This is a genomic window from Chryseobacterium sp. MHB01, from assembly GCF_034651565.1.
GTDB lineage: Bacteria > Bacteroidota > Bacteroidia > Flavobacteriales > Weeksellaceae > Chryseobacterium > Chryseobacterium nepalense.
In genome coordinates this window covers 110,235-136,785 of sequence record NZ_JAYEDA010000007.1, presented here as the reverse complement: position 1 = coordinate 136,785, position 26,551 = coordinate 110,235, and the positions used below count along the sequence as shown (strand labels likewise).

General features: G+C 35.7%; 27 protein-coding genes. 18 read left to right on the top strand and 9 right to left on the bottom strand.

Annotated elements, in window-relative coordinates:
• From U9K52_RS12845 to U9K52_RS12800, 10 genes are read left to right on the top strand one after another with little or no spacing between them, the layout of a single operon-like run.
• Positions 1–360, top strand: a complete 360-nt coding sequence (locus U9K52_RS12845; RefSeq protein ID WP_248390228.1) for an S-adenosylmethionine decarboxylase family protein — start codon at positions 1–3, stop codon at positions 358–360.
• A 2-nt stretch (positions 361–362) separates the two neighbouring features.
• Positions 363–1,832, top strand: a complete 1,470-nt coding sequence (locus U9K52_RS12840; protein WP_322926902.1) for a DUF4178 domain-containing protein — start codon at positions 363–365, stop codon at positions 1,830–1,832.
• 1 nt (position 1,833) lies between these two features.
• The gene (locus U9K52_RS12835) at positions 1,834–2,031 is read left to right on the top strand and encodes a hypothetical protein (protein ID WP_322926899.1); all 198 of its coding nucleotides are present in this window, start codon (positions 1,834–1,836) and stop codon (positions 2,029–2,031) included.
• Between the two features lie 11 nt (positions 2,032–2,042).
• Entirely contained in the window at positions 2,043–2,258 is a 216-nt protein-coding gene (locus tag U9K52_RS12830; RefSeq protein WP_248390235.1) for a DUF350 domain-containing protein, read from the top strand.
• Positions 2,251–3,765, top strand: a complete 1,515-nt coding sequence (locus tag U9K52_RS12825) for a polyamine aminopropyltransferase (RefSeq protein ID WP_322926897.1) — start codon at positions 2,251–2,253, stop codon at positions 3,763–3,765. The genes U9K52_RS12830 and U9K52_RS12825 overlap by 8 nt, the downstream gene beginning before the upstream one ends.
• A 57-nt stretch (positions 3,766–3,822) precedes the next feature.
• Positions 3,823–4,167, top strand: coding sequence for a hypothetical protein (locus tag U9K52_RS12820; protein ID WP_076391904.1), 345 nt, complete (start codon positions 3,823–3,825; stop codon positions 4,165–4,167).
• Positions 4,145–4,447, top strand: a complete 303-nt coding sequence (locus U9K52_RS12815) for a type II toxin-antitoxin system RelE/ParE family toxin (RefSeq protein ID WP_248390241.1) — start codon at positions 4,145–4,147, stop codon at positions 4,445–4,447. Before U9K52_RS12820 ends, U9K52_RS12815 begins: the two co-directional genes overlap by 23 nt.
• Positions 4,448–4,457: 10 nt before the next feature.
• Positions 4,458–6,047, top strand: coding sequence for an FAD/NAD(P)-binding protein (locus tag U9K52_RS12810; RefSeq protein ID WP_322926893.1), 1,590 nt, complete (start codon positions 4,458–4,460; stop codon positions 6,045–6,047).
• Entirely contained in the window at positions 6,044–7,069 is a 1,026-nt protein-coding gene (locus tag U9K52_RS12805) for a hypothetical protein (protein ID WP_322926892.1), read from the top strand. The genes U9K52_RS12810 and U9K52_RS12805 overlap by 4 nt, the downstream gene beginning before the upstream one ends.
• Positions 7,070–7,098: 29 nt before the next feature.
• The gene (locus tag U9K52_RS12800) at positions 7,099–8,856 is read left to right on the top strand and encodes a discoidin domain-containing protein (protein WP_322926890.1); all 1,758 of its coding nucleotides are present in this window, start codon (positions 7,099–7,101) and stop codon (positions 8,854–8,856) included.
• A gap of 23 nt (positions 8,857–8,879) precedes the next feature.
• Here the strand turns inward: U9K52_RS12800 and U9K52_RS12795 are convergent, their stop codons facing one another.
• The 7 genes from U9K52_RS12795 to U9K52_RS12765 all read right to left on the bottom strand — a co-directional run bounded on the left by U9K52_RS12795 (position 8,880) and on the right by U9K52_RS12765 (position 17,645).
• Positions 8,880–9,740, bottom strand: coding sequence for an alpha/beta hydrolase (locus U9K52_RS12795; protein ID WP_322926888.1), 861 nt, complete (start codon positions 9,738–9,740; stop codon positions 8,880–8,882).
• 139 nt (positions 9,741–9,879) lie between these two features.
• Entirely contained in the window at positions 9,880–12,156 is a 2,277-nt protein-coding gene (locus U9K52_RS12790) for an outer membrane beta-barrel family protein (protein ID WP_263601637.1), read from the bottom strand.
• A 321-nt stretch (positions 12,157–12,477) separates the two neighbouring features.
• The gene (locus U9K52_RS12785; RefSeq protein ID WP_322926885.1) at positions 12,478–12,819 is read right to left on the bottom strand and encodes a DUF3817 domain-containing protein; all 342 of its coding nucleotides are present in this window, start codon (positions 12,817–12,819) and stop codon (positions 12,478–12,480) included.
• A gap of 5 nt (positions 12,820–12,824) precedes the next feature.
• Positions 12,825–13,622, bottom strand: a complete 798-nt coding sequence (locus U9K52_RS12780; RefSeq protein WP_263601636.1) for a hypothetical protein — start codon at positions 13,620–13,622, stop codon at positions 12,825–12,827.
• A gap of 6 nt (positions 13,623–13,628) precedes the next feature.
• Positions 13,629–14,213 (bottom strand): nicotinate (nicotinamide) nucleotide adenylyltransferase, encoded by a 585-nt coding sequence (gene nadD / locus U9K52_RS12775; protein ID WP_322926883.1) that lies wholly within the window; start codon positions 14,211–14,213, stop codon positions 13,629–13,631.
• Between the two features lies 1 nt (position 14,214).
• A complete protein-coding gene (recJ, locus tag U9K52_RS12770; RefSeq protein WP_248390268.1) occupies positions 14,215–15,927 on the bottom strand; it encodes a single-stranded-DNA-specific exonuclease RecJ in 1,713 nt (570 codons plus the stop codon).
• A 95-nt stretch (positions 15,928–16,022) separates the two neighbouring features.
• The gene (locus tag U9K52_RS12765) at positions 16,023–17,645 is read right to left on the bottom strand and encodes an ABC-F family ATP-binding cassette domain-containing protein (protein ID WP_169231294.1); all 1,623 of its coding nucleotides are present in this window, start codon (positions 17,643–17,645) and stop codon (positions 16,023–16,025) included.
• Positions 17,646–17,836: 191 nt separating this feature from the next.
• Between U9K52_RS12765 and smpB the strand changes: the two genes are divergently transcribed.
• The 5 genes from smpB to U9K52_RS12740 all read left to right on the top strand — a co-directional run bounded on the left by smpB (position 17,837) and on the right by U9K52_RS12740 (position 22,625).
• Positions 17,837–18,295: an SsrA-binding protein SmpB gene (smpB, locus tag U9K52_RS12760; protein ID WP_248390274.1), complete on the top strand. Its 459-nt coding sequence runs from the start codon at positions 17,837–17,839 to the stop codon at positions 18,293–18,295.
• Between the two features lie 77 nt (positions 18,296–18,372).
• On the top strand, positions 18,373–19,872 hold the full coding sequence (locus U9K52_RS12755) for an OmpA family protein (protein ID WP_248390277.1): 1,500 nt from the start codon (positions 18,373–18,375) through the stop codon (positions 19,870–19,872).
• A 93-nt stretch (positions 19,873–19,965) separates the two neighbouring features.
• Positions 19,966–20,706, top strand: a complete 741-nt coding sequence (locus tag U9K52_RS12750) for a YebC/PmpR family DNA-binding transcriptional regulator (RefSeq protein WP_322926877.1) — start codon at positions 19,966–19,968, stop codon at positions 20,704–20,706.
• 123 nt (positions 20,707–20,829) lie between these two features.
• Entirely contained in the window at positions 20,830–21,657 is an 828-nt protein-coding gene (locus U9K52_RS12745) for a UDP-2,3-diacylglucosamine diphosphatase (protein ID WP_322926875.1), read from the top strand.
• Positions 21,654–22,625: a glycosyltransferase family protein gene (locus U9K52_RS12740; protein ID WP_322926874.1), complete on the top strand. Its 972-nt coding sequence runs from the start codon at positions 21,654–21,656 to the stop codon at positions 22,623–22,625. Before U9K52_RS12745 ends, U9K52_RS12740 begins: the two co-directional genes overlap by 4 nt.
• Here U9K52_RS12740 and U9K52_RS12735 read toward each other — a convergent pair.
• Both U9K52_RS12735 and U9K52_RS12730 read right to left on the bottom strand, forming a co-directional pair.
• On the bottom strand, positions 22,614–22,904 hold the full coding sequence (locus U9K52_RS12735; RefSeq protein WP_248390289.1) for a GNAT family N-acetyltransferase: 291 nt from the start codon (positions 22,902–22,904) through the stop codon (positions 22,614–22,616). The genes U9K52_RS12740 and U9K52_RS12735 overlap by 12 nt on opposite strands.
• Positions 22,905–23,058: 154 nt before the next feature.
• Positions 23,059–23,808 carry an RDD family protein gene (locus U9K52_RS12730; RefSeq protein WP_248390292.1) on the bottom strand — a complete coding sequence of 250 codons (750 nt, stop codon included), beginning with the start codon at positions 23,806–23,808 and terminating at the stop codon, positions 23,059–23,061.
• Positions 23,809–23,834: 26 nt separating this feature from the next.
• Between U9K52_RS12730 and U9K52_RS12725 the strand changes: the two genes are divergently transcribed.
• The 3 genes from U9K52_RS12725 to U9K52_RS12715 are packed head-to-tail and all read left to right on the top strand — an operon-like array spanning position 23,835 to position 26,548.
• Positions 23,835–24,818 carry a stage II sporulation protein M gene (locus U9K52_RS12725; RefSeq protein ID WP_322926872.1) on the top strand — a complete coding sequence of 328 codons (984 nt, stop codon included), beginning with the start codon at positions 23,835–23,837 and terminating at the stop codon, positions 24,816–24,818.
• Positions 24,802–25,764 carry a hypothetical protein gene (locus U9K52_RS12720; protein ID WP_322926869.1) on the top strand — a complete coding sequence of 321 codons (963 nt, stop codon included), beginning with the start codon at positions 24,802–24,804 and terminating at the stop codon, positions 25,762–25,764. The genes U9K52_RS12725 and U9K52_RS12720 overlap by 17 nt, the downstream gene beginning before the upstream one ends.
• Positions 25,757–26,548, top strand: a complete 792-nt coding sequence (locus U9K52_RS12715) for a DUF4129 domain-containing protein (RefSeq protein WP_263601629.1) — start codon at positions 25,757–25,759, stop codon at positions 26,546–26,548. The genes U9K52_RS12720 and U9K52_RS12715 overlap by 8 nt, the downstream gene beginning before the upstream one ends.
• The last annotated feature ends 3 nt before the right edge of the window (positions 26,549–26,551 follow it).

Sequence of the window (26,551 nt, the reverse complement as noted above, 5' to 3'; positions counted from 1 at the left end):
TTGGAATCATTTACCAGCAAAGGTTTACATATTCTTCTGACTTTGGAAACGGAGTCAGAAGCTTTATTATTAGACAGTGAAGGGTTTTTGGAATTTACCCGAAGTGTACTCTCAACAAAAGATGTTGAAATTGTAGGAGTGACGAGTCATGTTTTTGAAAACCATAGCTTTACAGCTGCTGTCTGCCTTAAGGAATCTCACCTGTGTATCCATACCTGGCCGGAATTCAGGCAGCTTACCTTTGATGTTTTCCTCTGCAATTATTTACAGGATAATACGGCAAAAGTTGAAAAAATTGCCGAAGAAATGATACAGTATTTTAAAGCTAAAACCATTCAGAAACACAAAATTTACAGATAAACATGCATTACATTTGTCCCGTATGTAAAACCGAGAATACAATTGATGCAGATTTTGAAATCAGTGAATATATCTGCAAATCCTGTTCAAATCTTATTGATATTTCTAAAAATATTTCCGCAAAAGTTGTTAAAAAGCCTGTCGAAAGTGTTGTTCTGGAAGTCGGGCAGAAAGGAACAATTGACGGAACAGACTATACCGTAACCGGAATTATCATCCGAAAATACGGAAGTACTGTTTTCTGGAGGGAATATTATTTAAAAGACAAAAAAGGACAAGACGCTTTCCTGAGCGAAAGCGACGGACACTGGGTTTTTCTGCATGTGATTAATGCTATGGATGTTAAGAAAAAGCTTAATGATAAAGTTGCGGAATTCCATATGAAAAACTACAGATGGTACGAAACTACGCAATGTACAATACATGCGGCGGCAGGCTTTTTTGAAGACAGTCTCAATTTTTCGATTGCCAACTACAAAGAATATGTAAACGGAACCCAAATGATTTCTCAGGAACGGTCGGGCAGTAACACCGAGTTTTTCTTCGGGAAACATATTTCAAAATATAAAGTAAAAAAAGCATTTAATATTCTTAGTCTTCCGAATTATTCAGGAATAGGAATTGTTCAGCCTTTTTATGTCAATGTAACACAGGCTATCAATATTCTGGCTGTATCGGCGTTGATAATCTGCCTCATTCAGCTTTACGTGGTCGGTACCAGAACAAATGCCCTGGTTTTTGAACAGGAAATTAACTTTGCCGATGTTGCGGATAAAGAAATGGTAAGCAAAAGCTTCGAATTATCCGGCGGTTCCGCACCGTTGAATGTTGAAGTTTCTTCCAATGTTGATAATTCCTGGGCAAATGTAGGATTAGGCCTGGTTAATGAAAAAAACAACGAAATTGTTTTCGCTTCAAAGGATATCGAACAATACCATGGCTATGAAGATGGAGAAAACTGGAGCGAGGGAAGCCAGCGTGAATCATTTAATTTTTGTGGCGTTGCTCCCGGAAATTATCATTTTGTGATTTCTGCTGAAAGACAGGAGCCTCTTAAAACTTCGCAGCCTGCAAAATATATTTCTCCGGATGGTAATCTTTCGATATCGAGGGAAGAGAATGGAACCGTCAGCGTAACTAATCAGTCGACCTTCGAAACCACATCTTTCGGGGATGCTAAAATGATTAAAAAAGATTCGGTAAGTACACTCGGACAATTGGTTCACAAGATACTGGGAAAAGCGGATATTGATTCTTTACTAAATGCAAATGCTCAGGCAGAAAGCATATCTGCAACCCCTGAAAATAAATCTGTAAAAATAAAAGCAGAATGGTTGCCGGTCTCTTTCAGGAATTTTGTATTTGTTCTTTTATTTCTCATAGCATTGGTTTTGGGTCTCTATTTCGGAAGAAGGGCCTTTGAAAGATCAAAATGGTTCAACAGTTCAAATTCACCGTATACCTATTCATAAGATGGAAAATATACTTCATTACTTAAAAGAAAACTGGATTTTGTTTCTGTGCGGAATTTTTTTTATCGGCTGGTTTACCTATCTTACTTTCGCAGGAAATCAGTTCTGTGACTGCGAAAAAACAGAAACCTACCGCGACGGAACAACAAGAAGATATCATTCTTCAGGAGTCGGCTATTACAGATACTATCACAAATAAAAATATAAACTATGGATCAGATCAACTTTTTACCGGTCATCAATTCAGTGATTTATTCCTTTCTGGGAATAGCCATATTGCTGGTTTGCTATGTAATCATTGAAAAATTAACCCCTGAAAAAACCTGGCACGAAATCGCTCACAATAAAAATACAGCTTTGGCTATTATTTTCGGAGCTTTCATCATCGGGATTTCAATTATTATAAGCGCGGCAATTCATGGATAAAAAGAGGATTCCTCTTGAACTGCTGCTGATGTTCTCAGTATTTGTCATTGCTACCTGTGGACTTATCTACGAATTGGTGGCAGGGGCGCTGGCAAGCTATCTTTTGGGCGATTCCGTAAAACAGTTTTCCTTCATCATCGGCGTGTATCTTTTCTCAATGGGAGTAGGATCGTATTTTGCCAAATTTATTAAAGGAAATTTAATTGATAAATTCATAGAAATTGAAATTCTGGTAGGCATTATCGGCGGAATCAGTTCTGTGGTTTTGTTTATTTTATTCAATACGCTGGCGCATTTTGAAGCTGTTCTTTATCTTTTTGTTTTTTTTACCGGGTGCCTTGTTGGCGTTGAAATTCCGCTTCTGATGAATATTTTAAAAGACAGGGTGCAGTTTAAAGATCTGGTGTCAAACGTTTTTGCATTTGATTATATCGGTGCATTGCTGGCTTCTATTTTATTTCCATTGGTTTTAATTCCGAATCTTGGTATCGTAAAAACGCCATTGTTTTTTGGATTGATTAATATTTCGATAGCGATATTTTTATGTTTTTACCTTAAAAATGAATTGTCAAGACCGGTTTCATTAAAGATAAAATCGATTGGCGCATTCATTTTATTGGTTGTTCTTTTTATTTTTTCTGATAAAATTTTATCATTTTCGGAAGAAAAATTATATGGTGAAAATGTTGTATATACCAAAAGCTCACCGTATCAGAGAATAGTTTTAACAAGAAATAACCGGGAATTCAGGTTGTATTTAAATAATAACTTACAGTTTTCTTCTGTAGACGAATACCGTTATCATGAAGCATTGGTTCATCCTGCAATGTCGATGGTTAAAAAAATTGATCATATTTTAATTCTCGGCGGTGGAGACGGTTTTGCGGTTCGTGAAGTCTTAAAATATGAAGCCGTAAAAGACATTACTTTGGTAGACCTCGATGGAGAAATGACGAATTTTTTCAAAAATAATGAAACCATGCGTCGGTTAAATCAAAGCTCTTTATCCAGCCCTAAACTTAAAGTCATTAATAAAGATGCTTACATCTGGGTGAAAGAGAATACTAAAAAATACGACGTTATCATTATTGATTTTCCGGATCCTTCTAATTATAGCTTGGGAAAATTATACTCTTTACAGTTTTACAGGGAACTCGAAAAACTGACAACTTTGGACACTAAAATTGTTGTGCAGACAACTTCTCCTTATTTTGCTCCGAAATCCTTCTGGTGTATTGAGAAAACAATTAATCAGGTTTTTCCTTTTACCTCGGCATATCATACATATGTTCCGTCATTTGGAGAATGGGGATTCTCAATGGCTTCCTTTGAACCTATTAATAATAAAAATTACCGAAAAATTCCGAATCTGAAATTTTATGATTACAATTTTTCCCAACTTTCATACTTTACGAAAGATATGAAGACAAAAGATATTGAAGTGAATCGTTTGGATAACCAAATTTTAGTACGTTATTTTGATGAAGAGTGGGGGAAAGTACAATAAAGGGTATCAATTATTTGCTATATTTGTATCATAAATTGATATTTAAAATATAAAATTATGATAGCTGAAATTGAAAAATATATCGAAATCCAAAATAATATCGATCAGATTCTTAAAGATTCGCCCTTTAAAATCTCTTACATCATTGAAAAAACAGGAATAAAAAAACCAACTTTTTTTAAAAAGATGAAAGAAAAAAGATTTACTTCCGAAGAACTGCTTTCGATTGCTAAAGTAATGGAGCCAGTTTATAGAAATGAAACCCATGAAGAGATTTTAGAATCTTTAAAAAGGGCTGAAGAAGATATTGAAAATGGCAGAACTGTTTCCTTTAGAGAATTTTTGGCAGAGAAAAGAAAAAATTTGATACAGTCTAAGAATGATAAGAGTCGAAATAACTGAAGAAGCTCAACAGGATATCGACAATATTGGAGAATTTCTTCTGCAAAATTGGAACGAAAAGGTTTTGTTGAATTTTTATGATAAGCTGGAGAATGCAATTACAATCTTAGAATCAGGAAAAGTCTTTTTTGAAAAATATGAAGATACCAAATATAGAAAATTCCTTCTAACAAAACATAATACCATGATTTGTGACGTTAGATCAGATGTTCTGTATGTTTTAAGAATTATCAACAATTTTCAGAATCCTGATGATAACTATGAAAGCATCTCAAAATAAACTTTAAATCTTGTCAAATCAATCCACTCAATTTTCACGGAAAGATTTCCTTAAAACCTTATTTTTAGGCAGTCTGATGCTTCCTTTTTTACAGTATTGCAGTAAGAAAGGCAAATCATTATTGCTTAAAATCACCGGAACCAATCATATTTTAGGCCATAAACTCTGGGCAAAAGATTTTCCTAAACCTACAGAAGAAATTCATACGAAATATCTTATTGTAGGAGGCGGGATTTCAGGGCTTTCGGCCTGCCGGTTTTTCAGTCAGAATAATGAACAAGATTATCTCTTACTGGAAATGGAAAACCATTTGGGCGGAAACTCATCCAACGGACAAAATCAATTCTCCAAATTTCCTCTGGGAGCACATTATCTACCGTTGCCCAATAAAGAAAACACCGAAATCATTGAATTTCTGAAAGAAACCGGAATTTATCAGGGCGACGATGAAACCGGTGACCCGCTCCTGGATGAATACCAGATGACTTTTCCACAGCAGGAACGGCTATTCTTCAAAAATTCCTGGCAGAATGATATCGTTCCCCAAAACGGAATTTCAACAAAAGCAAAAACGGAATTCGACCGCTTTTTTAAACGGATGGACGATTTCAAGAACAAAAAAGACGAATCGGGGAGCTATTGGTTTGCCATTCCGGTTCATGATTCCAGCCGCGAAGATGAGGTTTTACAATTGGAGAAAATTATTTTTAAAGACTGGCTTAAAAAGGAAAATTTTATGTCGGAAGAATTGTTATGGCTGCTGGATTATTCGTGCCGCGACGATTATGGATTGGGAATCGATTACGTTTCGGCCTGGGCGGGAATTCATTATTTTGCCGGAAGAAAAAACAACTGGAGTAAGAAATACAAAGATCAGGTTTTTACCTGGCCGGAAGGAAATGCACGATTGGCAAAGCATTTTTCAAAATATATAAAAGATAAAGCTTTATCTAACCATTTGGTTTTTGATGTTAAGATTAATGATAATGTTGAGGTTTTAAGCTTTGATAATATTCAGAACAAAACAAAGAAAATTGTAGCTGAAAAGGTTTTGTTTGCAACACCACAGTTTGTGAACGAAAGAATTTTAAATCATAAAAAAGCAGGAAATTTCAATTATGTTCCGTGGCTTTTAACAACGATTATTTTACGAAATGACTTTGGAGGAGATGAAGAATTGGCTTGGGATAACGTAATTTATGGTTCCGACGGTTTGGGTTATATTTATGACCAACATCAGAATGTAGAGCAAATTATGGGCGAAAAAGTGATCACTTATTACAGGAGTTTTTCGACGGATAATTGTAAGAAAGCACGGAAAAGATTATATGCTTTAAAAGAAAATCAGCTGAAAAACCTCGTTTTGGAAGACTTGAAAAAAGCACATCCTCTGATTGAAGATTTTATTATCGAAATGCAGTTTCATAAAATAGGGCACGCAATGATTGCACCGGTTCCGGGGCAGATTTTCGAAAATTCCGAAAATGCAAAACAGCCGATTGACGGAAAAGTTTTCTTTGCACATTCGGACCTTTCGGGAATTTCAATTTTTGAAGAAGCATTTTATCAGGGATGGAGAACTGCAAAAAATATGTTATGAAACAACCCTGGATCCATAACGCAAAAACAGACGGCTGGTTTATTTTATCGCCGCCTTTTATCATTTTGCTGATTGTTTTCTTGTTTCAGAAACAGATTCAGGGACTTGAAAATCATTATTCCTTTTACACATGGCTGTTTCTGATTGTTTTTGTAGATGTTGCGCATGTCTATTCAACTTTGTTTAAAACATATTTTGTTAAGCAAGAGGTTAGAAAGAGAAAGCTCTTGTATTACGGAATTCCTGCTGTAAGCTGGATTTTGGGATTGGTTTTATATCAATTCGGAAGTTTGACGTTCTGGTCGGTTCTCGCTCTGATTGCCGTTTTTCATTTTATCAGGCAGCAATACGGTTTCATGAGAATTTATGCCCGATTTGAACCGAATAGCTGGAGTAAAAAAATAGACGGAATTGCCGTATATTCTGCCACCATTTTTCCAATGTTGTACTGGTTTAAAACACCCAGAGCTTTTACATGGTTTGTTGAAAATGAATTCAGCTGGCTTCAGAATATTCCGGATTATGTTCCTTTGATTACTTTCCTGTATTTCGGAATTTTAATCGTCTGGATATTGAAAACGATGTATGAAATATTTAAAAAGAAACAATATAATATTCCTAAAATTGCCTTAATATCCGGAACCTATCTTTCCTGGTATTTTGGAATTGTTTATTTTAATAATGATCTGGTTTTCACTTTCCTGAATGTTATTTCACACGGGATTCCTTATGTCGCCTTAATTTACATCAGGGAAATAAAACAGAAAGATGAGCAGAAATTAAATAATTTATCTCTTTTTAAATCAACTTTCGGAATATTCCTGTTTGTTGTAACGATTCTTGCCTTTGCATTTTTTGAAGAATTTTTATGGGAAATTTTAATCTGGAACGAACATTTTTCTTTAAATCTAAATATTTCACTTATCTGGTTCCAATTTTTAATCCCTTTATTGGTCGTTCCTCAGCTTACCCATTATTTATTGGACGGTTTTATTTGGAGAAAACCCAAAAAAGTTAATTAATTTTGTCTTCAAAGTTAAAAAGTATGAAAATGCAGAAGTACCTCTTGTCAGTAATGCTCCTGTTGGGATTGTTTAATTTAAAAGCCCAACAGAAGACATTTTGTAACCCCATTAACATCGACTATGGTTATACCCCGTTTGAAGTTTTTTCAAAACAGGGAAAACACCGTGCTACCGCAGATCCTGTAATTGTTAATTTTAAAAATAAACTCTTTCTTTTTTCTACCAATCAGGAAGGATACTGGTACAGTGATGATATGCTCGACTGGAAATTTGTAAAGAGAAAATTCCTGAGAGATAACAAATACATTCATGACCTGAATGCTCCGGCAGTCTGGGCCATGAAGGATACATTATACGTTTTCGGATCTACCTGGGAACAGGATTTCCCGATCTGGAAAAGCACCAATCCTACAAAAGACGACTGGAAAATTGCTGTTGATACACTAAAAGTAGGAGCCTGGGATCCTGCCTTTCATTACGATGAAGACAAAAATAAATTGTATCTGTACTGGGGTTCCAGTAACGAATGGCCCTTACTGGGCACCGAAGTGAAGGTAAATACGCTTCAGTCGGAAGGTTTTGTAAAGCCAATTGTAAGACTGAAGCCTGAAGATCACGGCTGGGAAAGATTCGGGGAATACAATGATAATGTTTTCCTACAGCCTTTTGTGGAAGGAGCATGGATGACAAAACACAACGGGAAATATTATATGCAGTACGGAGCTCCGGCAACAGAATTCAGTGGATATTCAGACGGAGTGTATGTAAGCAACAAACCTTTGGAAGGCTTTGAATATCAGCAGCACAATCCATTTTCTTATAAGCCCGGAGGTTTCGCACGGGGAGCGGGACACGGCGCAACTTTCGAAGATAATTATAAAAACTGGTGGCATATTTCTACCATTTTTATTTCCACAAAAAATAATTTTGAAAGACGTCTGGGGATCTGGCCTGCAGGATTTGATAAAGATGATGTGATGTATTGCAACACGGCTTATGGAGACTATCCCACCTATCTTCCGCAGTATGCACAGGGAAAAGACTTTTCCAAAGGGCTTTTTGCCGGATGGATGTTACTGAATTATAACAAACCGGTTCAGGTTTCATCAACACTAGGAGGATATCACTCTAATTATGCGGTGGATGAGGATATCAAAACCTACTGGAGTGCCAAAACAGGGAATTCCGGAGAGTGGTTTCAGACGGATTTAGAAGAGGTTTCCACCATTAATGCCATTCAGATCAATTATGCGGATCAGGATGTTGAATTTATGGGTAAAACGCTGGGCAAGATGCATCAGTACAAAATTTACGGTTCCAATGATGGCAAAAAATGGAATGTTATTGTTGATAAAAGTAAAAATACGAAAGATGTTCCGCACGATTATGTAGAATTTGAAAAACCGGCAAAAGCGAGATTTTTAAAGATGGAAAATTTAAAAATGCCGACAGGAAAGTTTGCATTAAGCGGATTCAGGGTGTTTGGAAAAGGTGCAGGAGCAGTTCCCGGAAAAGTGCAGAATTTCGTGCCTTTACGTTCTGATCCTAAAAAATACGGCGAAAGAAGAAGCATCTGGATGAAGTGGCAGCAGAATTCCGATGCAGACGGATATGTAATCTATTGGGGGAAATCTCCTGAGAAATTATACGGAAGTATTATGGTGTACGGGAAAAATGAATATTTCTTTACCGGAGCCGACAGAACCGATGCGTATTATTTCCAGATCGAGGCTTTCAATGCCAACGGAGTTTCGGAAAGGTCAGAAATCTTTAAGTCTGAATAAAAAAAGAAAACGCTCTGAAATTTTCAGAGCGTTTTCTTTTGATCGGTATTCTTTAAAAACATATGTATTTTTTGAATAAGAAAATCAGAATTTGGTTCATTGATCCAGTTAACATGGTTTCCATTAAATTCATAGGATTCATGATATACATTATTTTTTTCTAATACGGAATCTAAGGTTTTCATTTGTGATAACGGGACAATATCATCATAAATTCCATAAAAAGAAAGAGTAGGAGGAGCGGTTTTATTTACCCATCGTACAGGGCTTCCGAAATCCATTAATGATCTATTTTTGGGAACAATAGCAGGATCAATCATATGTTTTTCAAGAAATGAATAATCATTGTAATTTTTAAATCCGGGATCATTGAGATCTGCAGGCCCTACGATATTGATTACTGCTTTTACCTTATTATCCCGGTTAAATTGATAGGCGTATAACATGGAGATGTTTGCCCCTGCGCTGTTTCCTAAAAGGATATATCTGGGTTTGAATGATAATGTCTGATCGAAGTACTTTGTTATAGTACGAATATCATCAGTTTGGCCCGGAAGAGCAAAATTTGTTGTGGAAGCGAGTCGGTAATCTGCATTGACAAAGATATTTCGCGGGAATTTTTCCATCAGTTTGTGGGTAAAAGCAGTGAGTTCAGATTTACTGCCGGCGCGCCATCCTCCACCGTGAATAATGATAAAAATATCTTTTTCTTTCTTACTGTTTTCCGGAAGATAAATGTCCATTTGCTGCTGGGAATCTTCTCCGTACGGAATATTTTTCTCAATCGTAAATGATACCCCATTTCCGAAATTAACTTTTTTTTGCCTGCAGTTACTGCATATTATAAGTAATATAATACTTAAAATGAATAAACGGTTGTTCATGTATAAAAATATTTCCTGATTATATTTATCCTGATCAAAAATTATGCTTCATTATATATGCCAGGATTCAACAATAAAAAACCCACCGTAAAACGGTGAGTTACCACAAAAAATAATATATATGAAGAAATGATTGTTGTTATCTGGTTCTGTTTTTAATAGCGTCCGAAGCGCTTTCGATATCCCTTACTTTTTTCACTTTCTGATTTCCGAAATTGTAGGTAATGCTTACGGTAAGATTTCTTCTGTATTGGTCATTTCTGATATAATTGTAATTTCCACTCGACTGAAAATCTTCTATTTCCACCAAATTGGTTCTTAAAACATCATTCACATTTACTGCAAAAGTCCAGTCGTTCCAGTTTTTCTTGATGCTAAGGTCAAGACTCATCAGGTCTTTCAGAATTCCAAGCTCGATTTGCTGTTGATCTACATAGAAGAAGTTTACTCCCAGGAACCATGTTTTCTTCTTGTCAAGACGCAGGGTATTGTTACTGGTGATGACTAAGCTGGTAGATTTTCTGTCGTTGATATAAGTGTCAAAAACCTGCCCGGTTGTAGGATCCGTATTCAATGTTCCGTTGTTGATATTGTGCTGAACTCCCGCATTGAAATTCAATGTCAGATATTGCTTGAAAAGCGACTTTTGAACCCCAAGCATGGCAGACATTTCCTGCTTGTCTCCGAAATTTGTCCTGATGTAAGCCAACTGAACTCTTTTCTGGTTGGTTTCAGGATCAATATAGCTTCTCTGTAAAGGCACCTGTGTAATCTGGTCTTTTTCATAAGTGTGATTCAGGATCAGGAAGTACGAGTTTTTATACATATACGTTAATTCCTGGTTGTAAGTGGAAGATGCTTTTACAAAAGGATTGTTCTGTGTATAGTTGTCCTGTGTAATGATGTTTTTCACAGGATTAAGCTCCCAGAAACTTGGTCTTCTCATCCTGCTTGAAAAGGAATACGAGATATTGTTCTTATCATTAATCGCGTAGTTAAAGCTTAAATACGGCAAGAAGTTGTTATAGTTTCTTTTTATTCTCTGATATTCAGGTTGTTTTGCATTGTCAGATGTTCCAAGGCTGTTGGTGATTTCATATCTTGCGCCGATTTTTCCCGAAAATTTATCTGAGAATTTTTTCTCTAAAGTAAGATATGCTCCATAAATATTTTCGTCATAAATAAAGTGGTTGGGATCTGTGGTTAAGTCAATCATTTGTAACTGTCCCGCATTGTTGTAGATGTAATCGTAGGTGTAATTTTTAGTGTCGTTATCTGTTTTGGTCTTATTAAAATTTCCTCCGACAGAAAATGTAAAATCATTTTTAAATTTCTGAATATAATCTACCGTTCCGGAAAAATTATTGATGATCTGCGGAATATCCTGAATAATTTTCTTCCCTGTTCTTGAAAATCCGGAAGTGCTTCCCTGAACATCTGAAATCATCGTATTGTTGTCAGAATACTGAAATCTTTTATAATTGAGATAAGCGGCATTTACATTGAATTTACTTCCGAGAGAATCAAGTTTCAGCTCATAGTTCAAATTAACTGAATTATTATAATTTCTTGCATTTTCTTTATTTTTAGTCCTCGTATAATCTGTTGATATCAAGTTATCATTATTATCATATCTCGTGATGGTATTCAGCAAGTTGATGGTAGAATTATAGCTTTTATTGGCCCATGAATTCCAGGATAATGCAAGATTGCTCTTTTCGGTCAGCTGATAATCAACATTGAGATATCCTCCAAGGTTTTTGTTAGGATCATCAATATCACCCACAGATTCGTTCTGAACATTTCCTGATCTGTTCCTCAAAATGTATGTTTGTGGATTAATATTTTCTCCGCCGCTAAGGTTGGCATTGATCCCTAGTTTATCTTTTCTGTAATTTACAGAGAAACTTGCGTTACTGGCGTTATATTTATTCTGAGAGTTAGACATTCTCATGTTTCCGCTTGTGCCGTCACTCATTTTTTTCTTCAGAACAATGTTGATGATTCCGTCAGAAGATTCTACCTGATATTCGCTTCCGGGAACCGTAATCACCTCTATTTTCTGTATATTTTCTGCCGGAGTATTTTTTAAAAACTGTGTTAAAGATTCTGCATCCATATTGGTTTTTCTACCGTTAATGTATATTAATGCATTGTTTTTCCCTGCAATCTTTAAAGTCTTATCATCGGTTGTAGACAACAGCGGAGTCTGCTTCAGCAAATCAAAAGTAGTATTTCCTTTTGCTACTGGGGAAGCTGCTACGTCATACACAAAACGGTCACTTTGTTTTTTGAAAACCTGTTTGGTCATTGTAACGCCTTCTATACTTTTCGTTTTTACACTGTCTTGTTTTTTCTCCTGTGCGAAGGTCATTCCGCTGAAAAATATAGCTGCAATTAAAATTGTCGTTTTCATGTCTTTAATTTTAGAAAGTTTAATAGCTTGTATTTGTTATTATTTAACATTGCAAAGATATATAATAAAGTAAGTATCTTGCAATACAAAGTACTTAAAATGTTTTTAAATATACTTTAACTAATTGATTTGCAGTGATTAAAATTTTAGTTAAATTTTTAACTTATTAAGTCTTCGTTACTGTAGAGACAATTCAGCTGAATAAAATGTTACATGTTAAGCTAAAAAAATAAATAAAGAAAAAAGGAATTATAATAATCAGCAGGATAACTATTCCGGGTTGATTACAAAAAAAAGGAGCTGAAAAGATCCTGTGTAGTATTATTCTCTGTCAAAACGCGCAAGTTTTTTATCGACCCAGATAGTGGCAAAAGGAAAAAATGCCGAAAGAAGTGCAAATACAAAATCTTCATCGTCCCATTCATAAATCTTTCTTGCAGGAAGGCAAAGCAGCAAATAGAGCGTAAAAAAAAGACCGTGTATATTTCCAATGATAATGATGAAAATGGTAGGCAGCAGTCCCTCATCATCGTACCGTTTCCAGATCATGGCAACACCATAGAGCAGGAAACACGTAATTGCTTCGGCAACGCAAACCTGCTTAAACCATTTGATTATTTTTTCCTGCGGATATTTTGAGAAAAATTTTTCGATGAAATTCATTTGAATTATTTATAATAAATGATAAATGAAGTTTTTAATCCGTTATACCGTCCTGCATTTTCAGAGAGTACAAAGATAGGAGAATTAATAAAACCAATGATCATTCTTTCAAAAGAAGGAATGAACTTTTGGTTATGAGCATCAGATATTTGATGCCTAAAATGATCAAGTTTTAAACTATGAGAGGTATTATCATAGGAAAGGTAAACAGTAGTAAAGGAATCTTTAATGTTTGGTGGTTTTCTGTATCCTTTTGGATACTTATATTTTTTATAGAAAAGCTGATTGATTAATTGGTCAGCTAACATTCCATTATTTTCATATAACCAATCCAAATGATCATTAATTTCAAAAATTATAGAAGGATTTTTTTCAACATAATCAAGAAGCGATTTCCGAATAATATTTTGTATTATTTCTTTGCCAAACTTTTCTTCTGTAAATTCATTCATATAGTGATAATAACACGAATTTGCAGAGTAGTTTCCCATACAATTTCCCATCCATGTACCGCCCCAAAATATTCCAAGCTTTTTTAAAGAAGCTTCTAGTTCTTTATGTGCAGGAAATTCAGAACCATTAGGTGCAATGTTATTTATGAAGTACTTATTTACAGTTTTAGCGTCACGCACGGCTATCAGTGAATCTTTGGTACATTGCTCCTTTTTATATTTCAATATTTCCTGTAGCCTTTTTTCCATCGCAGACTCTCTTTTTATTTCAACAGAATCTTTCTGAAAAATCACCTGGCCGAAAATAAAATAGTGACAAAATAATAAAGCTAAAAAAAAGTACAGTTTCATAAACAATTACTTATAAAAACTACTACCGTCCAAATATTCGAAAACTTCGGGAGGAAGCATAGGTCTTACATTTTTTCCCGTTTTGATCATATTCCGGATTTCGGTTGCAGAAAGCTCAATAACAGGGGCTCCAATAAAGGAAATATTCTCATGCTGCAGATATTCCGAATCTTTTTTTTCACCCTCAAATACCCTTGGATAAACGATGATATGGTGATTTTTAACAAGTGTATCTGCATTTTTCCATTTGTGAAGATTCTGAAGATTATCTTCGCCCATAATTAAGCTGAAAGAATAATCCGGATATTTTTCGTGAAGATAAGTTAGCGTATCAATGGTATAACTCGGCTGAGGTAAAGAAAATTCCACATTGGAAGCGCGCATTTTTGAATAATTTTTCACGGCAAGCTGTACCATGTCCAGGCGGTTATGGTCTTTCAGCAATGATTTTTTTTCTTTGAAAGGGTTTTGCGGACTTACCACAAACCAGAGTTCGTCCATATCCGTATGTTCCAGAATATAATTCGCAAGAATCAGATGCCCGATATGGATAGGATTGAACGATCCGAAAAAGAGACCTATTTTCTTCATTTTAATCCCTGAATTTCACATCTTTAATATTCAGATAATGTGTTACATTACCTTTCCAGTGATTTTCTTCAAGAGTAAAAACAAGATCAAAGCTTTTTGTTCTGAAATCATCGGCAAACTGTCCCAATTTGAAACCTACACATTCAATATTTCTTCCCGTTGATTCCTGTCTGATATAAAACTTGAGATGATTATTATCTTTACCCATCGTTTTAATATATCCTGAAACCTTCTGATTGGTTAAAGCAAGGATGGGTTTCATGTTATGAGGCCCGAAAGGAGCCAGCTTTCTGTGAAAATTAATAAACTCCCTGTTAATCTCATCTATCTGAATTTCAGAATCAATGGTAATGGAAGGTTCCTTTTGATGTTCTTTAATTTTCTCCGAAACCACTCTCTCGAATTTTTCCTTGAAGGCATCAAATTTATCTTTTTCCATTGAAAGTCCTGCTGCAGCGTGATGTCCTCCGAATTTCAGGAAATACTCAGAGCACATATCCAAAGCTTCATGAACGTCAAAATCTGCTACAGACCTCGCGGAAGCAACCATTTCACCATTATTTCCGTCAGTAAAAACCAAAGTTGGTTTATAATAAGTTTCAATTAATCTTGATGCTACTATTCCAATCACGCCTTTATTCCACTCAGGGTGGTAAACAATAGTGGTGTATTTTGTTTCCTGCTGAGATTCAATAATTTGATTCAGAGCAGAAAGGGTGGAATTCATATCTAGTTCCCGTCTTTCATCATTGAGATCCATGATGTCGCTTACGATCTGGTGAGCGTGCTTCAGGTTATCAGAAACCATGAGTTCTACAGCAGCTTTCCCGTGAGAAATTCTTCCCGCAGCATTGATTTTGGGAGCAATTTCGAATACAATATTGGAAATCTCAAAATGAGAAAGTTTGTCGTCCGGAATTAATAATCTTAAGCCTAAATTTCTCGTTTTGCGCAGGATTTTAAGACCCATTTTAGCCAAAACCCGGTTTTCTCCGGTCATAGAAACAATATCGGCAGCAATAGAAATGGCAAGAAGGTCTGTGAGTTCAAAAAGCTCTGCTTCAGGAAGTTTGTATATCGTATTTAAACCCTGGCAAAGTTTAAAACCAACTCCGCATCCGGAAAGTTCTTTAAAAGGATAGCGGCAATCGCTTCTTTTAGGATCGAGAACGGCAACTGCACTGGGAATTTCGTCGCCGGGTAAATGGTGATCGCAAATGATAAAATCAATGCCTAAATTCTGGGCATAATTGATCATATCCAATGCTTTGATTCCGCAATCCAGGGCAATGATTAATGAAAAGCCGTTTTCTTTGGCAAAATCAATACCTTCTGTGGAAATTCCGTACCCTTCAGAATTTCTGTCGGGAATATAAAAATCAAGGTATTTTTTCTGAACAATTTTGCTGAGGTACAGATACATCAGGGCAACGGCAGTAGTTCCGTCTACGTCGTAATCTCCGTATACCAGTATTTTTTCTCCATTCTCAATGGCGGTGGCAATACGTTCTACGGCTTTCTGCATATCTGCCATTAAAAACGGATTGTGAATGTCGGTAAGGTTCGGTTTAAAAAATTCTCTGGCCTTTTGATAATTGTCAATTCCTCTAAGAACGAGGAGCTTAGATTCAAAAGTTCCAAAACCAAGAGACGAACTTAATCCATCCACAATTTCTTCATCGGGTTCGGGCTTGTAAATCCATTTTTGACTCATTTCACAAAAATAGGGAAATATATTTTAAAAGGAAAGTTTAATGTTGCCGCAGAATGTTAAAAAAAACCGCTCAGGTTATGAACGGTTTTAAATATTTAAGAATACATTTTCTCTCTTAATTCTTTTACCCTTTTATCGGCAAGGTATTCGTCGTAAGTCATCTCTCTGTCGATAATTCCGTTTGGAGTCAGTTCGATGATTCTGTTACAGACTGTGGAAAGCATTTCGTGGTCATGAGAAGCCAATAAGATGTTTCCTTTGAAGTTAGACAACGAGTTGTTCAACGTCGTGATACTTTCAAGGTCTAAGTGGTTGGTAGGCTCATCAAGCAAAAGTACATTGGCTTTCTGAAGCATCATTCTGCTGAACATACATCTCATTTTTTCACCTCCCGAAAGTACTTTACAAGATTTCAATGCTTCATCACCAGAGAAAAGCATTCTGCCCAAGAATCCTCTTACAAATTCTTCGTGACGCTCCTCATCATTTTTAGTGAATTGTCTTAACCAGTCAACAAGGCTTAGGTCTTCCTGAAAGAAGTTTGTATTATCTAAAGGCATGTGAGATTGGGTAGTTGTTACTCCCCAGGCTACAGTTCCTTTGTCTGCCTGAACATTTCCCGCTAAAATTTCAAAAAATTCTGTGATTGCCAATGAGTTTTTAGAAAGAACGGCAACTTTGTCACCTTTTTTAAGGTTTAAATCGATGTTAGAGAATAATAATTCTCCATCCTTCGTTTTTTCAAGACCTTTTACATCCAAAATCTGATCTCCCGCTTCTCTTTCCATTTCGAAAATAATGGCAGGATATCTTCTGGAAGATGGTTTAATATCATCGATGTTTAATTTATCGATCATTTTCTTTCTTGCAGTCGCCTGTTTCGCTTTCGCAACGTTAGAGCTGAATCTTGCGATGAAGTCCTGAAGTTCTTTCTTCTTTTCCTCCGCTTTTTTATTAGCCTGAGCTCTTTGTCTTGTTGCTAATTGTGAAGCCTGGTACCAGAAAGAGTAGTTACCCGTGTAAAGGTTAAGTTTAGCATAATCAAGGTCACCGATGTGGGTACAAACCGTGTCTAAGAAGTGACGGTCGTGAGATACAACAATTACCGTATTTTCATAATCTGCAAGGAAATCTTCCAGCCATGAAATCGTATCGATATCAAGGTCGTTGGTAGGCTCATCCAGAATCAGTACATCAGGATTCCCAAAAAGCGCCTGAGCCAAAAGAACTTTTACCTTGTCTTTGTTTTCAAGCTCGCTCATCATCTGCCAGTGCATATCATCTGTAATCCCGACATTAGAAAGCATGGTCTGTGCATCCGATTCTGCAGTCCATCCGCCCATTTCATCATAGATTACACCCAGTTCACCTGCTTTGATGCCGTCTTCATCAGAAAAGTCTTCCTTCGCATAAAGCGCGTCCATCTCTTCTTTTATTTCGAATAGTTTTTTATTACCTCTCAAAACCGCTTCCAGAACAGTATATTGATCGTAAGCAAAGTGATCCTGCTCAAGAACTGACATTCTTTTTCCAGGTTCCAAAGATACGTGTCCTGTTGTTGGGTCCTGTTTTCCTGTTAATATTTTAAGGAATGTAGACTTTCCTGCACCATTTGCTCCGATAATCCCGTAGCAGTTTCCTTTCGTAAACATAATGTTTACTTCGTCAAAAAGAACTCTTTTCCCGAATTGTAAAGATAAGTTAGATACTGTTAACATATAGTTTTGTAAATTTGGCGCAAAAATACGAAAAGAATTTGGGTATTTCGTAATAATGTAATATTCAAGTTTTTAAATGTAAGGTATTTTTTATATATTTCATTAATAAATTTATATAAATAAGGATTTCTCAAAAATAATTTAATGAGTATCAGATAGACCTTATTTATTCAGATATCAGACAAATCAAGATGAAAATAGAAAAAACAGTCAATATATTCAATAGAAGAGCCAGATTTGAATACGAAATTCTTGAAGAATATGAAGCCGGAATGGTGCTCACCGGTACGGAGATAAAATCTTTGCGTTCTTCCAAGGCTTCTATTGCAGAATCCTTCTGTCAGTTTATTGACGGGGAATTATATATAATTAATATGATGATTGATGAATATAAATTGGGTACATTTTATAATCATAAAACAAAAAGGGAACGGAAATTGCTGTTGCACAAAAAAGAACTGCAAAAGCTTGAAAAGAAATTAAAGGATGCAGGGAATACCATTATACCTTTGAAATTATATATCAATGATAAGGGAAAAGCAAAGGTGCTCATTGCCCTCGGAAGGGGTAAAAAACTCTTTGATAAAAGGGAGAGCATTAAAGATAGAGAAAATAAACGTAACCTCGACAGAATATTAAAGAAAAGTTAAAAATCATCGGAAAAACTTTGTATATAAAGAAAAATTATATTTATTTTGCATTATCAATTATTTAATCATTTAATTCTATGAAAAATCTAAAATTAGGAATTTCAGCATTGGCGCTTACTGTCGCTTCTACTGTGTTCGCTCAGACTACCAACAATCCGTGGATGATCGGGGTTGGTGCTCATGCGGAAAACCACTCGGCACAGAGAGACAACTTCAGTAATACGTTCTCTGCTAATAATTTGACGAAGAACATGTTCAATGTGAACAACTTCTCTATTACTCCGCCATTATCTAAGCTTACTGTTGCTAGAAACATAGGTAAAGGTTTAGTAATCGACTGGCAAACTACTGTAGGTAATGTTGAAAACAAGAGATTTAACATGGGTAAAGAATTCATGTTAATGACTGGTCTTGGTTTCCAGGCAAAAGCTGCAGGTCTTTTATGGGATGAAGAATCTTGGTTCGATCCTTATTTAAGAGTTGGTGCTAACTACCTGAGACATGATTATACATCTCTTACTTTCCCAAGAGAAGCTCTTATTAACGGAATGCCTACTGGAGAAGTAATTGGAAATGGTGATAACGGTAACGAAAATGGTAAAGCAAACTTCTTTACTGTTGCTACAGGTGCTGGTATTAACTTCTGGTTGACTAAAAACTTCGGTTTAGGTATCCAAGGAGATTACGTATCAACTCCAGGTGATAAATCAAATGTTGCTAACTTCTGGCAAGCTTCTGCTTCATTGAACTTCAGATTCGGTAACAGAGACAGAGATAAGGACGGTATCTTAGATAAAGATGATTTATGTCCTGATACTCCAGGTTTACCAGAATTTCAGGGATGTCCTGATACAGATGGAGACGGAGTTCCAGATAAAGATGATCAATGTCCAGACGTAGCTGGTCCGGTTGAAAACAACGGATGCCCTTGGCCAGATACAGATGGTGACGGTGTAATCGATAAAGATGATGCTTGTCCTACAGTTGCAGGTCCTGCAGAAAACAACGGATGTCCTTGGCCAGATACAGATGGTGACGGTATCTTAGATAAAGATGATGCTTGTCCTACGGTTCCAGGTCTTCCAGAATACAACGGATGTCCTAAGCCTAAAAAAGTAACTGCTGAAGAAGTTGAAAAAGAATTCAGAAATGTATATTTCGATTTCAACAAAGCTACAATCAAAGCTGAATCAACTCCAGCATTAGATAGAGCAGCTGCTATCATCGTTAAAGATGGAGGTAACTATCTATTAGAAGGTCAAACTGATGCTAAAGGTTCTGAAGCTTACAACCTGAAATTATCTAGAGAAAGAGCTGCTGCAGTAGTTGCTGCTTTAGATGCAAGAGGTGTAGATGCTAACGCACTTAAATCTGTAGGTGTTGGTAAAGCTAAAGCTACAGTTCCAGCTACAGCTTCTGATGCTGAAAGACAAGTTGACAGAAAAGTAGTGGTAAGAGCTATCGAAGATATGAACGAATGGAATGCAATGAAGAAGAAAGATTATGAAGATGCTCCAGTGAAAAAAGCTCCTGCTAAGAAAACTACTAAGAAAAAAGTAGTTAAAAAGAAAAAATAATCAATTTTTCTAAATAATAAATACCTCCAGTTTTCTGGAGGTATTTTTTTTTCGTTCACTTTTAATTATTTTTGTTGAAAATTAAAAAATAAAATGGGAAGAGCATTTGAATATAGAAAAGCTTCTAAAATGGCCAGATGGGATAAGATGGCCAAAACTTTTTCTAAGATAGGAAAGGATATCGCACTAGCGGTAAAGGCCGGCGGTTCTGATCCGGAATCAAATCCTGCATTGAGAAGGTGTATCCAGAATGCAAAAGGAGCAAACATGCCTAAAGATAATGTGGAAAGAGCTATCAAAAAAGCAAGTGGTGCAGATGCTGAAAACTATGAGGAAATTACTTATGAAGGCTATGGTCAGGGAGGAGTCGCATTTTTTATTGAGTGTACTACCAATAATCCTACAAGAACCGTTGCGAATGTAAGAGCTGTTTTCAATAAGTTTGACGGTAATCTTGGCAAAAACGGAGAATTGGCTTTCATCTTCGACAGAAAAGGAATTTTTACCATCGATTTGTCTCAGATCAAAATGGATTGGGACGATTTTGAAATGGAAATGATCGACGGCGGTGCTGAGGATGTTGAAAAAGATGAAGAAGAAGTTATGATCACTACTGCTTTCGAAGATTTCGGTTCGTTATCCCATAAATTAGATGAACTTGGAATTGAGGCAAAAAGCGCAGAACTTCAGAGGATTCCTAATAACACAAAAGAAGTGAACGAAGAACAGTTCAAAGCTAATATGAAAATGCTTGAGCGTTTCGAAGATGACGACGACGTGCAGAATGTTTATCACAATATGGAGGTTTCAGAAGAGCTGATGAACACTCTTTAATATTGGAGCATATACAATATAAGCCTCACGGGTTTTTAAAACCTGTGAGGTTTTAAGCAATACATAAAAATAATATAACATTCATATACAGTTAATTTTCAAGTAGTTTCTTTGCATAAAACTATGAAAAGAAACGTTGAATTAGTTGTGATATCGGATGTGCATTTGGGAACTTATGGATGCAAGGCTAAAGAATTGATGCGGTATCTCAATTCTATTCAGCCGAAAACGCTGGTTTTAAATGGCGATATCATCGACATCTGGCAATTCAAAAAGTCATATTTTCCTAAGCCTCATCTGAAAGTGATTAAAAAGATCCTTTCATTTGCTACAAAAAATACGGATGTGTACTACATCACCGGAAATCATGATGAAATGTTCCGGAAATTTACCGATTTCGAATTGGGTAATCTGAAAGTCTGCAATAAAATCTGTTTAAATATTGATGATAAAAAAACATGGATTTTCCATGGCGATGTTTTTGATGCTTCCGTTCAGCACTCTAAATGGATTGCTAAGCTCGGCGGAAAGGGGTATGATCTGTTAATTGTTATCAATAATATCGTAAATTGGTTTTTGGAAAAGATGGGAAAAGAAAAATATTCATTCTCCAAAAAGATCAAAAATAACGTAAAAAAAGCAGTTAAGTATATCGGAGACTTTGAACTGACCGCTTCCGAACTTGCTATTGACAATCATTATGATTATGTAGTATGCGGACATATTCATCAGCCACAAATACGTGAAGTAGTTAATAAAAAAGGTTCCTGCGTTTATCTTAATTCCGGGGACTGGATTGAAAATCTTTCTGCTTTGGAGTATCATGATAAAGAATGGAAAATTTTTTATTACGAAGATCATAAGCATTCTTTGAAAGATGATGCTTCGGACGAAATTCAGGATATTAAAAGTACCGATCTTTTAAAAATAGTAACCAATTTCACGAAATGAAAATCTTATATGCATTTCAGGGAACAGGAAACGGGCATGTTGCCCGTGCTCAGGAAATTGTTCCCATCCTGAAAAAGTATGCGTCTGTTGAAACACTGATCAGCGGTCACCAGTCACAGTTAAAGGCTGATTTTGACATTAATTACCAGCATAAAGGAATTTCCCTGTTATACAATAAAACAGGAGGATTATCCTACCGTAAAACTTTTGTGGATAATAATTTTCTGGAAGCTTTCAAAACGATCAGGGAAATAGATCTTTCTGAATATGATCTTATTATTAATGATTATGAACCGCTTACCGGCTGGGCATGCAAATTCAAAAAGTACCCCATGATTGAATTGAGCCATCAGGCTTCCATGCTATTTAAAGAAACACCTAAGCCGGAAAAAAAAGATTTTTTTGGAGAACTTGTGCTGAAATATTACGTTCCTGGTGAGAGAAGAATAGGATTTCATTTCGAAAATTATCATCCTCAGATTAAAAAGCCCGTTATCAGAAGGAAAATAAGAAACCTTAACCCAAATAAAAAAGGCTTTTATTTGGTCTATCTTCCAAGTTTTTCAGATGAAAATATCATTAAAGTTTTAAAACAAATTCCGGTTGAATGGAAAGTTTTTTCCAAATACTCAAAACTCCAACTTAAAGATAGTAATGTTGAAATTTTTCCTATTGATGAAATTCAATATCTCAGAAGCTTTGAAAATTGCGATGGAATTCTTTGCAATGCGGGATTTGAAACTCCTGCAGAAGCCCTTTTCATGGATAAGAAACTATTTGTGATTCCTATTCATAATCAGTATGAGCAGGAATGCAATGCCTGCGCTTTAGACAAAATGGGAATACCGAATTCTAAAATTTTAAATCTTGAAGAAATTCGTAATTGGGTAGCTTCAGACCGCCATCTGAAAGTGGATTATCCTGATGATATTGAAGAAATCTTAGTGAATGAAGTTTTAGCGTTGTAAAAAAACATCATCCACATCATTCATTCTCATCATAACAGATCTTGCATAAGAACAATGCGGATAAACTTTCCAGTTATTTTCCCGGGCAAATTTTATAGCTTCTTCTACAAGATATTTTCCCATTCCGCGGCCTTCAAATTCGGGATGTACCAAAACGAATGAAATGATAAATTTATTTTCATCCGGAAAAATAGTATAGGTTAATCTTCCGATTTCTTTTAACTCATTATTTAAAGTAATCACACCGCCGTTTCCTGACTTATTATTTTCAAATCTCATAATCTAAGTTTTTATGTAAAGTAAAAATACAAAAACTGCACCGCGGAACTTTTGATGTACGTTAAGAAAGGAAAATGGTGGATTTTGATTCACTGTACTTGTCAATTTCTGATAATGATGTGATTTAGATCTTAATTAGATTGACCATTTTGTTTTAGCTATCTTTACCGGTGTAGTAATTGTAGTCTTTGATAATAATTCCTATAAACTGCCTTTCCGTCATTTTTGTAGGATCTATTTCCAGTTTGAGAATGCTTTTAATCTTATCGGAAAGTTTACTGATAACATGTCTGTCATCAATTCTCAGGGCTTTGAGATAATTATCTTTGATGATTCTCATGTCATTGTCACTCAGAGCAATCACCTGGGGAAAAGTAGGGACATAATCTTCCCGGATATTTTCTAAAATAGTATGTGAAATATTAATCTTGTTTTTTAAGGAAATTACAGCCGTTCCTGAAGCAATATCCCCTAATCGCTGATTATTTTTGGAAACAACCATCGAAACAAGTGCAACAACTCCTGCAAAAGAAGTATCTATGATTCTGAAAACCCATCGGATCAGGTAATCTCCGAATCCCGCCTGGTAACCGTCAATCTTTACAACACGGATTTTCATAACTTTTTTTCCGGGAGTCTGCCCCTCCATAAGGCTTTCAAAAACCACGGGATACACTACCGTAGGAAAAAGCAGGATGATATAAACTGCTGCAATTGACCATTGATCCAACCCCTGTAATAAATAACCAAGATTCAGAACCGTGAAGAAAATATACACAACAGCGATCCCATAAGCTATTTTTATTAAAAGATCAATAAAGAAAGCAATCAGCCGGTCTCCAACACTGGCGATGTTGAAATTAATATTTACATTTTGTGAAGTATTAATCGCAATTTGAGACATAATTTTATTATTTTAGCCTTATAGTTATGAGAGAAGTTTATTTTATTAAACAAAATAAAGAAAAATGGTTGGGAATCGAACAGGTTATCCAGGGGAAAGTTAAAAAAAATCCTGATGACCTCTCTTCGCTGTACATTAATCTTATCAACGATCTTTCTTTTGCACAGACCTATTATCCTAAAAGCAATACAACAGTTTATCTGAATCACCTCTCTTCACAGATCTTTCAGAAAATTTATAAAACTAAAAGAGTAGAAGAAAACCGTATGGTATATTTCTTCAAAACGGAAGTCCCTTTGCTTGTATACCAATACCGAAGATATTTAGGCTATGCATTCTTATTCTTTACGTTATTTACCCTCATCGGTTTGCTTTCTGCAGTCTATGATAAAGATTTTGCTAAAATTATTTTGGGAGAAGATTATGTAAACCAGACCATTGAAAATATCAAAAAAGGTAATGCCGTTGGCGTTTATCAGAGCGGATCTACCTGGGGGAGTACAATCGGGATTATATTCAATAATATCGGAGTAGGAGCCAAACTTTATATTTATGGGATTTTTGGAGGAGTTGGTACTTTGTGGGCGCTTTTGTCAAACAGTGTAATGCTCGGTTCTTTCCAGTATTTTTTCTATGATTACGGAGCTTTGGGCGACAGTGCACGCGGAATATGGCTTCATGGTGTTTTTGAGATCTTTTCCATGGTGGTGGAAGCCATGTGTGGGCTTATTTTGGGAGCGTCCATCTTATTTCCAAGAACGTTTTCAAGGTTCAATTCTTTTAAGAATGGTTTTAAAGATTCATTTAAAATATTTTTAAGTACGGTACCCTTTACCATCTGTGCCGGAATTATCGAAGGTTACGTCACAAGACATGCCCTGAATATGCCCTTGTCTTTAAACCTTATTATTATCTTCGGATCACTTCTCACTATCGGGTTTTACTATTTTATATATCCTCCCATCGTTAACAGAAAAATCAATAACCAGATCCATGATGCAGTTTTATAAAAAGAGAGATTTCGGAACTTTTATCACAGACAGTTTCACTTTTTTCAAATTATACGGTAAGAATTATTTTAAAAATTTTCTGCTCCTGAACGGATTGCTGCTGATTCTGATGTTGGTAGTTATTGTTTTCGGGTATAAAGAATTCCTTGGAGCAATTTTCGGTTCCAATATGGCAGGGCAGAGTTATTATTTTGAGCAGTTTCTCAGTGATAATATGGGAATGCTTATTGTATGCGGAATTTTGTTATTTGTTCTTTCTTCAGCGCTCATGATCATAAACTTTCTGTTTCCTGTTTTTTACATGAAAAGAATTGCGGAAGGAAAAACAAATATAAAGGCAGATGATATCCTCAGTGATTTTAAATCAAACGGTAAAAAAGTAGCCGCTGCTTATTTCGGATTAACATTTCTGGTGTTGCCCATTGCATTTGTCATTTTCGGGATCTCATATATTCTTATTTTTATTATTATAGGATTGGTAATTATGCTTTTTGTGGTGCCTAATTTGTTTAATATCATTTTATTTTTCTGCTTTGATTATTTTAACGGGAAAAGAGGATTTTTTGAATCACTAAGTTATGCCATAAGATCGCAGTTCTCCTATAAAAACGGAAGAGAAAATTCTCCGTATTGGAAATATTGGGGAGCAACCATCATTATGATGGTGTTGTTTTACATTGTGAGCCTGTTCTTTTCATCTATTCCAATGATCCTGTTTATTATGAAACTTTCAACAACAGCTCCTGATGCACAATTTGAGCAAAATCCTTTTGCCGGAAGCTTCGGAACTTTGTTTTTTGTGATGTACGGGATTTCTTCCGTTATTTCAACCCTGCTGATGAATGTTTTGTACATCAACTCGGGATTAATGTATTATGACAGCCGCACAGATCTTCATCAGAAAATGGAGCTGGCAGAAATAGATACCATCGGGATTAATGAATAAGTTTTTTATTTTTTTACTGATTTTTTTAGCTGCAGGATATGTTCATGCACAGGATGATCCGCCGCCGACTGCAGAAGTGTATGTAGATTCTGTCAGTACAAGCCACTACAAAAATATGTACCGGGCAGATTCTGTATTGCAGAACAAACCGGTTACAGATAATACGGTTTATCCTAAAAAATTTAAAGAAAACGTTCCGTCAAGATATAAAGGTGAAGATTTTGACTATACCACAACAAAACCGAGAATGTCAGTATGGGAAAAGCTGATGAAAAAAATCGTTGAAATCCTGAACAGCATTTTCGGAGAAACGGTTTTTACGAACTCAGCCAATATTGCAGGAATGCTTGTAAGGCTGTTCGCAATTATTCTCGTGGGCTTCCTGCTATACTTTATTATTAAATATCTTATCGGTAAAGATGGAGGTTTTCTTTTCGGGAAGAAAAACAAAAAGGTTGATCTTAAAGATGAAGAGCTTCATGAAAATATTCACGAAATTAATTTTCCGGAAAGCATCCTGAAGTTTGAAAAATCCGGTGATTTCCGTTCCGCGGTGCGTTACCAGTTTTTATTTGTATTAAAAAAACTCAGTGATAAAAAACTCATTGGCTGGAATCCTGAAAAAACCAATAAAGACTATGTGGCAGAACTAAAAGCCCCGCATCTTAAGGACGAATTCTTTCAGCTTTCATACATTTTTGATTACGTATGGTACGGAGAATTCAGCATTTCGGAAGAAAGCTATCAGAAATTTAAAACCCAGTATCAATCGTTTAAACCGTAAATC

Excerpts from the sequence above, each read along its gene's own strand:
- U9K52_RS12790 (WP_263601637.1), bottom strand. The coding sequence starts at position 12,156 with ATGAAAACGACAATTTTAATTGCAGCTATATTTTTCAGCGGAATGACC.
- U9K52_RS12785 (WP_322926885.1), bottom strand. The coding sequence starts at position 12,819 with ATGAATTTCATCGAAAAATTTTTCTCAAAATATCCGCAGGAAAAAATA.
- U9K52_RS12725 (WP_322926872.1), top strand. The coding sequence starts at position 23,835 with ATGAGAGAAGTTTATTTTATTAAACAAAATAAAGAAAAATGGTTGGGA.
- nadD (WP_322926883.1), bottom strand. The coding sequence starts at position 14,213 with ATGAAGAAAATAGGTCTCTTTTTCGGATCGTTCAATCCTATCCATATC.
- U9K52_RS12795 (WP_322926888.1), bottom strand. The coding sequence starts at position 9,740 with ATGAACAACCGTTTATTCATTTTAAGTATTATATTACTTATAATATGC.
- U9K52_RS12740 (WP_322926874.1), top strand. The coding sequence starts at position 21,654 with ATGAAAATCTTATATGCATTTCAGGGAACAGGAAACGGGCATGTTGCC.
- recJ (WP_248390268.1), bottom strand. The coding sequence starts at position 15,927 with ATGAGTCAAAAATGGATTTACAAGCCCGAACCCGATGAAGAAATTGTG.
- U9K52_RS12765 (WP_169231294.1), bottom strand. The coding sequence starts at position 17,645 with ATGTTAACAGTATCTAACTTATCTTTACAATTCGGGAAAAGAGTTCTT.
- U9K52_RS12800 (WP_322926890.1), top strand. The coding sequence starts at position 7,099 with ATGCAGAAGTACCTCTTGTCAGTAATGCTCCTGTTGGGATTGTTTAAT.
- U9K52_RS12755 (WP_248390277.1), top strand. The coding sequence starts at position 18,373 with ATGAAAAATCTAAAATTAGGAATTTCAGCATTGGCGCTTACTGTCGCT.
- U9K52_RS12720 (WP_322926869.1), top strand. The coding sequence starts at position 24,802 with ATGATGCAGTTTTATAAAAAGAGAGATTTCGGAACTTTTATCACAGAC.
- U9K52_RS12805 (WP_322926892.1), top strand. The coding sequence starts at position 6,044 with ATGAAACAACCCTGGATCCATAACGCAAAAACAGACGGCTGGTTTATT.
- smpB (WP_248390274.1), top strand. The coding sequence starts at position 17,837 with ATGAAAATAGAAAAAACAGTCAATATATTCAATAGAAGAGCCAGATTT.
- U9K52_RS12730 (WP_248390292.1), bottom strand. The coding sequence starts at position 23,808 with ATGTCTCAAATTGCGATTAATACTTCACAAAATGTAAATATTAATTTC.
- U9K52_RS12780 (WP_263601636.1), bottom strand. The coding sequence starts at position 13,622 with ATGAAACTGTACTTTTTTTTAGCTTTATTATTTTGTCACTATTTTATT.
- U9K52_RS12815 (WP_248390241.1), top strand. The coding sequence starts at position 4,145 with ATGATAAGAGTCGAAATAACTGAAGAAGCTCAACAGGATATCGACAAT.
- U9K52_RS12825 (WP_322926897.1), top strand. The coding sequence starts at position 2,251 with ATGGATAAAAAGAGGATTCCTCTTGAACTGCTGCTGATGTTCTCAGTA.
- U9K52_RS12745 (WP_322926875.1), top strand. The coding sequence starts at position 20,830 with ATGAAAAGAAACGTTGAATTAGTTGTGATATCGGATGTGCATTTGGGA.
- U9K52_RS12820 (WP_076391904.1), top strand. The coding sequence starts at position 3,823 with ATGATAGCTGAAATTGAAAAATATATCGAAATCCAAAATAATATCGAT.
- U9K52_RS12715 (WP_263601629.1), top strand. The coding sequence starts at position 25,757 with ATGAATAAGTTTTTTATTTTTTTACTGATTTTTTTAGCTGCAGGATAT.
- U9K52_RS12750 (WP_322926877.1), top strand. The coding sequence starts at position 19,966 with ATGGGAAGAGCATTTGAATATAGAAAAGCTTCTAAAATGGCCAGATGG.
- U9K52_RS12735 (WP_248390289.1), bottom strand. The coding sequence starts at position 22,904 with ATGAGATTTGAAAATAATAAGTCAGGAAACGGCGGTGTGATTACTTTA.
- U9K52_RS12840 (WP_322926902.1), top strand. The coding sequence starts at position 363 with ATGCATTACATTTGTCCCGTATGTAAAACCGAGAATACAATTGATGCA.
- U9K52_RS12835 (WP_322926899.1), top strand. The coding sequence starts at position 1,834 with ATGGAAAATATACTTCATTACTTAAAAGAAAACTGGATTTTGTTTCTG.
- U9K52_RS12830 (WP_248390235.1), top strand. The coding sequence starts at position 2,043 with ATGGATCAGATCAACTTTTTACCGGTCATCAATTCAGTGATTTATTCC.